The sequence below is a fragment of the Brevibacillus sp. NPDC003359 genome (genome assembly GCF_042878995.1).
GTDB lineage: Bacteria > Bacillota > Bacilli > Brevibacillales > Brevibacillaceae > Brevibacillus.
The window spans coordinates 121,314-132,665 of the sequence record NZ_JBIAOR010000011.1; the positions used below are offsets into that span (position 1 = coordinate 121,314).

General features: G+C 46.5%; 10 protein-coding genes, 1 pseudogene and 1 riboswitch. Of the genes and pseudogenes, 9 read left to right on the forward strand and 2 right to left on the reverse strand.

Going from position 1 to position 11,352, the window contains the following annotated elements:
- Window positions 1–44: 44 nt before the first annotated feature.
- The 3 genes from rnjA to ACFYU8_RS22630 all read left to right on the forward strand — a co-directional run bounded on the left by rnjA (window position 45) and on the right by ACFYU8_RS22630 (window position 3,054).
- Window positions 45–1,715, forward strand: a complete 1,671-nt coding sequence (rnjA, locus tag ACFYU8_RS22620; protein WP_390304020.1) for a ribonuclease J1 — start codon at window positions 45–47, stop codon at window positions 1,713–1,715.
- An 88-nt stretch (window positions 1,716–1,803) separates the two neighbouring features.
- Window positions 1,804–2,232 carry a BrxA/BrxB family bacilliredoxin gene (locus ACFYU8_RS22625; RefSeq protein WP_390304022.1) on the forward strand — a complete coding sequence of 143 codons (429 nt, stop codon included), beginning with the start codon at window positions 1,804–1,806 and terminating at the stop codon, window positions 2,230–2,232.
- Window positions 2,233–2,352: 120 nt separating this feature from the next.
- On the forward strand, window positions 2,353–3,054 hold the full coding sequence (locus ACFYU8_RS22630; protein ID WP_390304024.1) for an SDR family oxidoreductase: 702 nt from the start codon (window positions 2,353–2,355) through the stop codon (window positions 3,052–3,054).
- A gap of 87 nt (window positions 3,055–3,141) precedes the next feature.
- Here ACFYU8_RS22630 and ACFYU8_RS22635 read toward each other — a convergent pair.
- A pseudogene (locus ACFYU8_RS22635) lies at window positions 3,142–3,401 on the reverse strand (MFS transporter); the annotation flags it as partial.
- 212 nt (window positions 3,402–3,613) lie between these two features.
- Between ACFYU8_RS22635 and ACFYU8_RS22640 the strand changes: the two are divergent.
- Together ACFYU8_RS22640 and ACFYU8_RS22645 are read left to right on the forward strand one after the other, a co-directional pair.
- Window positions 3,614–4,168: an RNA polymerase sigma factor gene (locus ACFYU8_RS22640; protein ID WP_390304026.1), complete on the forward strand. Its 555-nt coding sequence runs from the start codon at window positions 3,614–3,616 to the stop codon at window positions 4,166–4,168.
- Entirely contained in the window at window positions 4,165–5,883 is a 1,719-nt protein-coding gene (locus ACFYU8_RS22645) for a DUF4179 domain-containing protein (RefSeq protein ID WP_390304028.1), read from the forward strand. Before ACFYU8_RS22640 ends, ACFYU8_RS22645 begins: the two co-directional genes overlap by 4 nt.
- A gap of 60 nt (window positions 5,884–5,943) precedes the next feature.
- Here the strand turns inward: ACFYU8_RS22645 and ACFYU8_RS22650 are convergent, their stop codons facing one another.
- Window positions 5,944–7,173 (reverse strand): MFS transporter, encoded by a 1,230-nt coding sequence (locus ACFYU8_RS22650; protein WP_390304030.1) that lies wholly within the window; start codon window positions 7,171–7,173, stop codon window positions 5,944–5,946.
- Between the two features lie 185 nt (window positions 7,174–7,358).
- Between ACFYU8_RS22650 and ACFYU8_RS22655 the strand changes: the two genes are divergently transcribed.
- The 4 genes from ACFYU8_RS22655 to ACFYU8_RS22670 all read left to right on the forward strand — a co-directional run bounded on the left by ACFYU8_RS22655 (window position 7,359) and on the right by ACFYU8_RS22670 (window position 11,321).
- Entirely contained in the window at window positions 7,359–8,345 is a 987-nt protein-coding gene (locus ACFYU8_RS22655) for an LCP family protein (RefSeq protein ID WP_390304032.1), read from the forward strand.
- Between the two features lie 181 nt (window positions 8,346–8,526).
- A riboswitch (SAM riboswitch) is annotated at window positions 8,527–8,643 on the forward strand.
- Between the two features lie 99 nt (window positions 8,644–8,742).
- Window positions 8,743–9,756 (forward strand): methionine ABC transporter ATP-binding protein, encoded by a 1,014-nt coding sequence (locus tag ACFYU8_RS22660; RefSeq protein ID WP_390304034.1) that lies wholly within the window; start codon window positions 8,743–8,745, stop codon window positions 9,754–9,756.
- On the forward strand, window positions 9,757–10,422 hold the full coding sequence (locus tag ACFYU8_RS22665; protein ID WP_390304036.1) for a methionine ABC transporter permease: 666 nt from the start codon (window positions 9,757–9,759) through the stop codon (window positions 10,420–10,422).
- Window positions 10,423–10,481: 59 nt separating this feature from the next.
- Window positions 10,482–11,321 (forward strand): MetQ/NlpA family ABC transporter substrate-binding protein, encoded by an 840-nt coding sequence (locus ACFYU8_RS22670; RefSeq protein ID WP_390304038.1) that lies wholly within the window; start codon window positions 10,482–10,484, stop codon window positions 11,319–11,321.
- Window positions 11,322–11,352: the final 31 nt, after the last annotated feature.

The window sequence follows — 11,352 nt, forward strand, 5'->3', positions numbered from 1 at the left end:
AAGAATGGCATGCTTGGTTCGGGTTCCCATAATCATGCACGACGATGTTAGGAGGAAAGAGTTTGAGCGACGTTAAGATTTTCGCGATGGGCGGCCTCGGCGAGATCGGAAAAAATATGTACTGCGTCGAGTATGAGGACGAAATCATCATTATTGACTGCGGGGTAAAATTCCCCGAAAATGAAATGTTTGGTATTGATTTGGTTATCCCGGATATTTCTTATCTGAAGGACAACCAGCATAAGATAAAAGCACTTTTGTTGACGCACGGACATGAGGATCACATCGGAGCGATTCCTTATATTTTACGGCAAATCAAGGTGCCGATTTACGGTGGTCGTCTGACCCTGGGCTTGGTCAAGGCGAAGCTGGAAGAGCACCGTTTGCAAAATGAAGTGAAGCTGATTCCAATTTCGGAAGATACGGAAATTCCTTTTGCCAAGCTGAAGGCGACATTCTTCCGTACGAACCACAGTATTCCTGATTCCTTCGGGGTTGTACTCCATACACCAGAAGGAATGGTCATTCACACGGGTGACTTCAAGTTTGACATGACACCGGTAGGACAGACGACCGAGTACGGGAAAATTGCACGCCTAGGTGCGAGCGGTGACGTTTTAGCGCTCTTGTCTGACAGTACGAACAGTGAGCGTTACGGCTTTACTATGTCGGAGAGAACGGTAGGGGAAGGGATTCTCGATGTAGTACGCAAAGCGCGTGGACGCATCATCCTGGCTACCTTTGCTTCCAACGTGCATCGCCTGCAACAAGTGGTAGACGCTGCCGAGCAATGCAATCGCAAAGTGGCGGTTATTGGTCGCAGTATGGAAAAGGTTTTCTTGATTGGACAAGAGCTGGGCTACATCCAAATGCCAGAGGGCATGTTGATTGATATTAAGCACATCGACAACTACGCGGACAACCAAGTGCTGATTATTTGCACGGGTAGTCAAGGTGAGCCGATGGCAGCGTTGACCCGGATTGCTTCCGGATCGCACCGTACTGTTTCCATTTATCCAGAAGATACGGTTATCATTTCCGCATCCCCGATTCCTGGGAACACGATCAACGTCAGTCGCACGATAGACAAGCTGTACCGTGCAGGTGCCAACGTGGTATTGAGTCATGCGTTTGACATCCACGCATCTGGACATGGCAGCAGTGAAGAATTGAAGCTCATGCTCAACTTCATTCGTCCGAAATATTTCATCCCGATTCATGGGGAATACCGGATGCTCAAGACTCACTCGAAGCTGGCCCAACAGGTTGGGATCGAGGAGAGCAACATCTTTATTATGGACAACGGCGAAGTACTGAACTGCAACCGCGAAAAAGCGTGGCTCAGCAAAGTACAAGCAGGGATTGTCCTCATTGATGGCAGTGGTATCGGCGACGTGGGCAATATCGTCCTGCGCGATCGTAAGCATTTGGCTGAGGATGGCTTGATGGTCGTGGTTGTCAGCCTCGATATGAAGAACTTCAAAATTTTAACGGGTCCAGATATCGTGAGCCGGGGCTTCGTTTACGTACGCGGTTCGGAATCCTTGATTCAGGAAGCGACACAGCTGGTTCGTGGGCGTCTTCAGGAAGCATTGGATAAGAAAATCAAGGAATGGTCTGAGCTGAAGTCGCAGATTAATGAAGTGATCAAGCCGTTCATTTACGAAAAAACAGGCCGAAATCCGATGATCCTTACCATTTTGATGGAAGTGTAACTGGTCACCACTTCTGCTTTCTCGGGTAGGCGCAGTCGGGTTATAATAATAAGTAAGTTGAACACGTGATAAAAGGAGAGGTTGCCCAATGATGTCTTATGAAGCATATATGAGCCAAGTAATTCAACCAATGCGCGATGAGTTGACTCGCAATGGTTTTCAAGAGCTCCGCACTGCTGAAGAAGTAGAACAAGCACTGCCAAACGCAAAAGGCTTGTCACTTGTCGTAGTAAACTCCGTTTGTGGCTGCGCGGCAGGACTCGCTCGCCCAGCAGTTGTACATTCCTTGAATCACGCTAACAAGCCTGACAACATCTTTACTGTATTCGCAGGTCAAGACAAGGAAGCGACTGCAAAAGCACGCGAGTATTTCGAAGGCTATGCACCGTCTTCCCCATCCTTCGCGATCATGAAGGACGGCAAAATCATGACGATGGTCGAGCGTCATCAGATCGAGAACAATGAACTGGCAACAATCGCAGGCCTGTTGACCAACGCTTACGATACGTACAAATAAGAAATCACGAAACAACACGAGGCGCTCGGCAACGGGCGTCTTTTTTGTGTTCTGGGATTGATTTCCTTTTGTTATTATACTAAAATATTTAATAAGTATAATAATGGAGGAGGAGAGAGAATGAGCAAGTTGGTAGTGATTACAGGTGTGACACGTGGTTTGGGTAGGGCGATGGTCGAGCGCTTTCACGAAGCAGGCTGGACGGTTGCGGGCTGCGGTCGTTCGGAGAAAGAGGTGCAAGGGCTGCGTCAACAATTCGGGGAACAGCATCATTTTTCTGTCGTCGACGTTGCGGTGATGGAGCAGGTGGAAAAGTGGGCAGAGGAAGTCAGAGCCGAGTTGGGCGTTCCCGATTTGTTGATTAACAATGCTTCCATTATCAACCGGAACAGTCCAGTCATTGGTCTTGCGCCAAGTGAGTTTTCGAGAGTGATGGACATCAATGTGAATGGTGTATTCTATGTGATTCGCGCCTTTTTACCGACTATGGTTCAGCGCGCAAATGGCGGAGTCGTCGTAAATATTAGCTCCTACTGGGGAAGAATCGGGGAAGCGTTTTTATCGCCGTACTGCGCATCGAAGTTCGCCATCGAAGGATTGACGCAATCATTGGCAGCCGAATTACCTGAGGGAATGGCAGTGGTGGCGCTTGATCCAGGAGGCAGTATCGATACTTCCATGCTCCAATCATGCTCGCCAGAAGATGTGGACGCTGCACCGAATCCGGTAGAATGGAGCCATGTTGCGGTACCGTACATCATCGGACTTGGTCCGCAAGACAACGGGAAGTCGCTCACCTGCCCGCCCGTTAGAATCAACTGAATCACTTTTGATACTTTCACAGGCTGTCGAGGATATCTTGGCAGCTTTTTTGTATGAAAAAAATCTCCCGTGTAAGGGAGACCTTGTTCATGGAGACTTAGTCAATTTAGGCTTTCCAGCTTGTATTAATACCTTATTTTTCTCTAATAACATAGCCAGTATTAAAATGAATAGCCTTCCAAATAGTTTTCATCCACTTTCTCTTGAACCAAGACCATTGTCGGGGTATTGAAAATGGGCAAAGCGAATCCAAATAGAGCCATGAAGACTAGATAAATCCAAAAGTTCGGAATGATACCAAGGGCTAATGTGTAGGCACCCATGATAAAGCTCGCAAATAATAGGCTACCCGACTGCCGCAAATAACTCTCAGGTAATACAACCTCCACTTTTTCGTTCGACTATTTCACTTACATAAAATTTTTCAAAAAAAGTTGCGATCTTTTTCCACCATTTTCCGTCGTATTAAGGTGTACAAGTAAAAAGGTGATAGCTGCGCAGCGTACCTTTTTGAACCTGTAGCCCTCGATACAGGTTTTTGATATGGGGAGGAAGACAGATGCAGGACGACAGGCTGATCATTGAGGAGGTCCTCCGAGGAAACAAAGAGGCGTATTCTCAGATCATACAAAAATATAACAAAAGGGTCAGATTGCTCATTCGCAAGATGATCGGACAGCCGCATCTTGAGCAGGACATGGCTCAGGAGATCTTTATCAAGGTGTACTACCATTTGGGTGACTACAGCAAAAGCTACGAATTCGGTGCCTGGCTCTACAGGATCGCCACCAATTATTGCTTTGATGAGCTGCGTAACCGGAAACGATCGATTACGGTTGCAGAAGCAGAGATTGAACTGGCTACCAGTCATACACCTGAACACGAGTACCTTGCGAAAGAGCAGAAAGTCTTTTTACAAAATCGAATGATGACCCTGGAGTCAAAATACCGCGTCGTCCTGGAACTGCGTTACCTCCAATTTTTGAGCTACGAAGAAATTAGCGAGGAGCTGGGTGTTCCCATCAGTACGGTGCGAACACGTCTTTCCAGAGGTAGGGCCAAGCTCAAAAATGCCATTACGAATTCGGGTAAAGGAGGGGACCTCCACCTATGACATGCTTGGATAAATTCATGCTGAATGCGTATTTGGAAGACACGCTTCCTTTGCGAATGAAACAAGAAGTACAACGACACCTGGATACATGCAGCTGGTGCCAGAGCAAGTTTGAGCAATATTTGGATGAGTTGGATACATCCGACGATGCAGCGGACGATGTATGGCAGACGGAGGCAACCATTCAAAATGTCATGGATAAGCTCCCCGCTTACCCGATGAACGTACTAAAACTCAAACCAATACAACAACAACCAGTTCAAATGAATTGGAAAAAACGGAGTGTAGATATAATGAAGAAAACAACGATTGCAGTTGCAGGATTAGCTATGGTTGTCACATTCGGAACAGCAGTTTCTCCTACTTTTGCGAACTATGTGAATGGAATTTATGCGTCGATCAATCCGAGCGAGATAACGGTAACAAAAGGGCCATACAACGCGAAACAAGTAGTCGACCTGTTTGATAAAAAGCAGACAGACATTGGCGTGAAGAAAGCGGCAGAAAACGGCTTTGTACAGCCGCTTGACATGAAGGTGACAGACCAAGGTCTGACCATGGAAATTAGTGCAGTTGTAGCAGATCCCTTGCGTATCATAGTTCTGGGTTCGGTGAAGGACTCGTCAGGCAAAAAGATTCCTTCGTTCTGGGAGGATCAGTTCACGTTCATTTCAAGCGACAATGTGAATGAATTCAGGGAAGTTCGACTGAAAGATAAAAATGGCAAAGTAATCAAACGATTAGATGATCAATCGGAATTGCTGGGGTGGCTGCCGCTGCCGAACGGTGAAAACTTCGCCTACGGCTACGGAGGCGGTCTGGGTGCATTCTTTAATGAAGCGAATCCAATGCCGGACGAATTGATTTTGGAAATGCGCGTGAAGCGCCTGACAGATACGAAAGGCAAGTGGAATTTCGATATCCCGATTGATATGCGACCAGCAAAAGCAGCCATGAAAACAGTAGCGTTAAACAAGGAGTTAAAAACTCCAACAGGGGCAACAGTAGAGCTAAAAGAAGCGCGCTTTGTTCCCACTGCTACGCAGCTAGAGTTCTCAAACAGCAATCCGAATGAGAAAGTAGTGGAGGGTTTTCGTTACGAGCTTGTCGATGAAACGGGTACTGTAGTGGGCAAATGGGATGATATGATTGACCCATATGAAGGGGATCAAAATCTCAGAATCCTAGGCATGGGCCATGGCGCCTCGATTGACTACACAACGAAGTGGCAGCCAAGTACGAGTTTTGTCCATACGTACATGCCGCTGGACCCTGCAAAAAACTTGACAATGAAGCTCGATGCTGTCTATACAGGAGAGAAAGTCTCTTCTCAAACCAAGCTATCTCTTGCTGAACTGGAGAAAAGTCCGAAAAAAGTGAATGTAGCTGGGAACCAAATCACGTTTCAATCGATCGAAATGGAAGTTGATGAGGAGGATACCTCAATCGATATTCCATTGGAAGCCATTCTGGCCAAAGATATTGTGGGACTTCCAGAGCGATGGACGGTAAAGGACGAAAACGGGAATGAGGCCAGACTAGTAAGGTTAATGGTCAACAAAAAAGAAAATCAAGATGGTACGATAAAACTCGAAGGGAAGCTAGAGGTGCTCTTTGAGAAAAAAGATGTGAAGGAAATAACAGTTGTCCTCGATCATGTAATAAAAGAGAACAAAGTCGATTGGGAAGTGCCAATCAAGGGAGAAAAGAAGTAGTGTAATGAACAAGCCGCTCGTTCCTGTAATAGGGATCGGGCGGCTTCTTTGCAGTTGAAATCAGTATTTGGCAACCTCTGTTTGTTTTTCCCGATGAAAATAAGCATGTAACAGACAGAGCAAGACCGAACCAGCGGATGCAAATGTTGCCAAGAGCAGAGTTGGATGAATGCCACCGTGGTCGTACATGAACCCCATAGCCAACGGCCCCAAGAGCCTTCCACCCGTGGTAATCGCCCCTACGACCCCCAAATAAAACGGTGCATTCTCTCCAGTCTTTTCCGAAATAAAGGTAGGAATAGTGGGCGAGATGAGCATTTCACCAAATGTAGTGATAACCATTCCGACGACAAATGCGTAATAACTACCGTGGTAGATCAGCATACACCCAAAACCGACAGCGTACGCGATGGCACTGACGACAAGTTGGGCAGACAAGCTCTGATTCAACAGCCGCTTGATCCAGGATGTGATGGGCTGCCCGGCAAAAATGATAATGCCGTTGATGGTCCATAGCCAGCTATACGATGACAGTGGCATACCCTGCTCGGTAATATAAGGAGCAACGCCTGTGTTCCATACCGTGTTGGAAAAGAAAATGAATGCTGCGCCCAATGCCATAAACAAGTACAATTGATAGCTCAATAGCAGGGTGAATTTGTTTTTCTCGCGCTGCTTTTGCTGTTCATCCTGATTCTCTCCGACCAGCTCTTGATGGGAGATGTTCTTCATAAAAAGGAAGAAGAACAAGGCAAACAGTAAAGTGCTCGTGCTATTGAACCAAAAAGTCAGCTGGAAAGATAAAGTGGCAATGACGCCGGCCAACGCGGTTCCGATTGCCATCCCTAGATTATTACCGACGTAGACGATGTTAAACAATTCTCGGCGCTGTTCTTTCCAGCGAAAACCGATAAATGCTTGAATGGCTGGGAACGACAGGTTGAACGTAAAGCCAAGTCCCATCATGAGAATCAGGTAGACAGGCCAGCTCTGAACGAAAGGAATGGAAAATTGAATAAGTCCTTGAACAATCAATGCGCCGACAATGAGACGCTTGGCACCTAGTCGATGAAACAACGATCCGCCGATGAATTGGCCGAAGATTCCAGCCAGCGATTGGATCATCAAGACGAATCCGGCTTCCGTCATCGACCGTTGCAAAATGGTATGTACGTATAATGTAGTTAAGGGCCACATAAAAGCGCTCCCGGAGGAGTTAATAAAGCTGGCGATGAGGAAGAAAATGGCCTCACGCGGATAGCGATGGAGAAAGGCTGACGGTGATATCACGGGAATTCACCCCTTATAATAAGGATAAGAATAGTATAACGAACATTCTAAACTTTGTAAATCTAAATGTATATAATGTCACAGGTAGCCAAATAAAGGCTGCTCCACTTTCCCCAAATTCGAGTATACTAAACAAAGTGGAGAGATGACATCAACTGAGGATAGAGAGAATAAAGGTGGACTTTATGAGAATATGGAAACGAGTGTTGCTTCTTTTGCTTGTCGTGATGGCTACGACAGCAGGATATTACGGATACTCTTTTTATCAATTTGCTCAAAATATTCAAGAACCCAACATCGCACCGCCTAGTGGTGGGAATTCCACCAAAGCAGCAGAAATACCAGAGTGGGATGGCAAGGAACGTGTCAACATCTTGTTGATGGGAGTAGACCGCAGAGGAATGAAAAATAACGGGCTTCCTCGTTCTGACTCCATGATGCTGGTCAGCATCGATCCTACGGGGAAACGTTATGACATGTTTTCAATCCTGCGTGATACGTATGTAGATATTCCAGGTAGAGGTAGCTCGCGGATCAATTCTGCGATTGTAGAAGGTGGACCTGAGCTGGCAATGGAAACGGTTAGTCAGTTCACTGGAATTCCAGTAGATCGTTACGTGATTACTGACTTTGAAGGCTTCAAGGCTCTGATTGATGCAGTGGGCGGAGTCGAGATCGATGTAGAAAAAAATATGTATTATCATGACCCGACAGACAAAGGTGTGTACGATATTAATCTGAAAAAAGGTCTGCAAAAGCTGGATGGAGACAAAGCCTTACAATATGTCCGTTTCCGCCATGATGCGACCTCAGATTATACACGGACGGAGCGACAACGCAAATTGATGTCGGCTGTCGTGAATCAGATGAAGAATGGCACGACGTTGATTCAGCTTCCTACGATTTTGAAGGAAGTAACCCCGTATGTTCAAACCAACATTAGTTCGGTGGATATGCTGAAGCTGTCTGCACTCGGATTAAAGTTGGACACGCTACAGCCGGGCAATTATCAATTGCCACCAATGGGGATGTTCCGTGAATCGAACCGAGCAGGTTCTGTTTTGATTCCAGATGTCGATCAGATTCAGTCTTTTATCCAAGAAAAAATAGCCCCTCCTACAGAAACTTCAGATAAACCCGTGGGAGAGAAAGAAAGCAGCACGCAAAACTAAGCGTGCTGTTTTTTGTATTTTGGGAAAGACTAACCATGATTTTCTACCATTATCCGCAACGGCGTCATGGATTAAAAAACTTTTCCTTCTATTACTATTGACGTGATATTTCCGAAAAGGATATAATCCGTTTTGTATCATGATGAAAACAAAAAAACGAACATAATATACGTAGATATCTTTCTTATTAAGAGAGGCGGAGGGACAGGCCCTATGAAGCCCGGCAGCCGGTTCATTTTCGAATGAACGTCGCGGTGCCAATTCCTACAGGATCATTTGGATCTTGTATAGATGAGAAAGGTGGATGCGAACGTATACATTGCGTTGCAGCCCCTTTTTCGTTTGTGAAAAAGGGGTTTTTATATTTTATCAAGATTGTGGTCGGGAGGTGGATGCGTTGATCCAACTGCGTCATTTGCATAAAAGCTATCAAGTACAAGGTAAAACCATCCCAGCGTTAACGGGGATCGACCTTTCCATAGAGCAAGGAGAAATATACGGGATTATCGGACACTCAGGTGCAGGAAAAAGTACGTTGATCCGGTGCATCAATTTGCTAGAGCGCCCAACTTCGGGGGAAGTTATTGTAGACGGCGTCGATTTGACAAAGCTGGCTGAAGGGAAGCTGCAAGAAAAACGCCGCGCAATCGGCATGATTTTTCAGCACTTTAACTTGCTGTCTTCGTCGACAGTCGGCGAAAATGTCGCGTTTCCGCTCAAGCTGGCGAAGCGTCCGAAGGCAGAGATAGATAAGAAAGTAAACGAGTTGCTGAAGCTGGTTGGCTTGGAGGCACATAAGGACAAATATCCGACCCAGCTGTCTGGCGGACAGAAGCAGCGTGTCGGGATTGCCCGGGCGCTCGCAAATGATCCAAAAGTGCTGCTCTGTGACGAAGCTACGTCGGCTCTCGATCCGCAGACGACGAACTCCATTCTGGCACTCCTCTTGGACATCAACCGTAAGTTGGGGTTGACCATTGTGTTGATTACCCACGAGATGCACGTCATTCGCTCCATTTGTGATCGTGTCGGCGTGATTGATGGAGGAAAGATCGTCGAGTCAGGTAACGTACTGGATGTCTTCCTTCGTCCGAAGCATCCAACGACACAAGAATTCGTGGAACAAGTAGCGGATTCTACTGAACTGCGTGAAGCAGTCGAGCACGAAAAAGCCTCGGGGAACCGCACGATCGCTCGTGTTACTTTCCTCGGTGAAAAAACGTATCAGCCGATTCTATTCCAAACGATGCAAGAGACAGGTACGGTCTTCAGCATTTTGCAGGGAACGATCTCTCGCATGAAGGATACGCCGTATGGTCAGTTGGTGATCGAGCTGGAAGGCGATGTCGCACAGAATCAAAAGACCATCGAGACGCTGCGCCAACGTGGCTTGGAAGTAGAGGTGATATAAATGGACTGGACATTCGAAAATGTGGATTGGGCTGAAATCGGTGTAGGTACGATGGATACGCTCACGATGCTTGGTTTTTCCACTCTGTTTACCGTCCTGATTGGTTTGCCGCTGGGAATCATTCTGTTCTTGACCTCACGCGGACAGCTTCTGCAAAACCGCTCTTTTTATACGATCGCATCATTCGTGGTCAATGTATTGCGCTCGGTACCGTTTATCATATTGATGATTTTGCTGATTCCTGTGACGAAAATGATCGTAGGAACTTCACTCGGCGTACTTGGTGCTATTCCGCCGCTCGTATTCGGTGCCGCTCCGTTTTTCGCGCGTTTGGTGGAAACCTCTCTGCGTGAGATTGATAAAGGCGTGATTGAGGCTGCACAATCCATGGGAGCTTCTAATTGGCAGATCGTCTGGAATGTCCTTTTGCCAGAGTCTAGATCAGGATTGATCGCGGGCATTACGATCACGACGGTTACGCTGGTCTCCTACACTGCGATGTCTGGAGTAATTGGCGGTGGTGGTTTGGGTGACTTGGCGATCCGATACGGTTATCAGCGTTTCCAAACCGATGTCATGATTGTGACTGTTGTTATTTTGCTGGTGTTGGTACAGATCTTACAATCGCTGGGGGACCGTCTGGTTCTGAAGTTCAGCCGTAAGTAGGATTTTTCCATATAGGGTTTCAAATGATAAGATAAATACATGCAAGGGGGAAATCATTCATGAAAAAGCTAGTCGTATCTGTACTTTCTACTGTGTTGGCATTTTCTTTGGCAGCTTGCGGAGGCAAAACCGAAACATCACCAGCACCAGCTGAAGGCGGCGCACAAGGCGGACAACAGGAAGTAACATTGAAGGTAGGCGCTTCTCCCGTTCCACACGCAGCAATCTTGAAGCTGGTTCAACCAAAACTGAAAGAACAAGGCGTGAATCTGGAAATTAAAGAATTCACCGATTATGTACAACCTAACGTTCAAGTGAACGAGAAACAACTCGACGCTAACTTCTTCCAGCACAAGCCTTACCTGGAAGAGTTCAATAAAGGACAAAACATGAACCTGGAGTCAGTAGTGGCTGTACACATCGAGCCATTCGGCGCTTACAGCAAAAAAGTAAAATCTGTGGATGAATTAGCTGATGGCGCAACAATTGCGCTGCCAAACGATCCAACAAACAGCGGCCGCGCACTGGCACTCTTGGAGAAAAACGGCGTGATCAAGCTGAAAGAAGGCGTTGGCATCAGTGGTACTGTGAAAGACGTTGTTGAGAACAAGAAAAACCTGAAGTTCAAAGAAGTAGAAGCAGCAATGCTGCCACGCGTTCTGGAAGAAGTAGATTTGGCGCTGATCAACACCAACTATGCACTGGAAGCAAAGCTCGTTCCAACCAAAGATGCGCTGTTTATTGAAGACAAAGATACTCCATATGCGAACATCTTGGTAGCTCGTCCTGACAACAAGGATTCCGAAGCCATTCAAAAGCTGGTAAAAGAACTGAACTCACCTGAAGTGAAAAAGTTCATTGAAGAAGAATACAAAGGCGCGATTATTCCAGCGTTCTAAAGTAGAAATAATTGATCGATCAACAAAGCCC

Excerpts from the sequence above, each read along its gene's own strand:
- ACFYU8_RS22625 (WP_390304022.1), top strand. The coding sequence starts at position 1,804 with ATGATGTCTTATGAAGCATATATGAGCCAAGTAATTCAACCAATGCGC.
- rnjA (WP_390304020.1), top strand. The coding sequence starts at position 45 with ATGTTAGGAGGAAAGAGTTTGAGCGACGTTAAGATTTTCGCGATGGGC.
- ACFYU8_RS22645 (WP_390304028.1), top strand. The coding sequence starts at position 4,165 with ATGACATGCTTGGATAAATTCATGCTGAATGCGTATTTGGAAGACACG.
- ACFYU8_RS22670 (WP_390304038.1), top strand. The coding sequence starts at position 10,482 with ATGAAAAAGCTAGTCGTATCTGTACTTTCTACTGTGTTGGCATTTTCT.
- ACFYU8_RS22630 (WP_390304024.1), top strand. The coding sequence starts at position 2,353 with ATGAGCAAGTTGGTAGTGATTACAGGTGTGACACGTGGTTTGGGTAGG.
- ACFYU8_RS22655 (WP_390304032.1), top strand. The coding sequence starts at position 7,359 with ATGAGAATATGGAAACGAGTGTTGCTTCTTTTGCTTGTCGTGATGGCT.
- ACFYU8_RS22640 (WP_390304026.1), top strand. The coding sequence starts at position 3,614 with ATGCAGGACGACAGGCTGATCATTGAGGAGGTCCTCCGAGGAAACAAA.
- ACFYU8_RS22665 (WP_390304036.1), top strand. The coding sequence starts at position 9,757 with ATGGACTGGACATTCGAAAATGTGGATTGGGCTGAAATCGGTGTAGGT.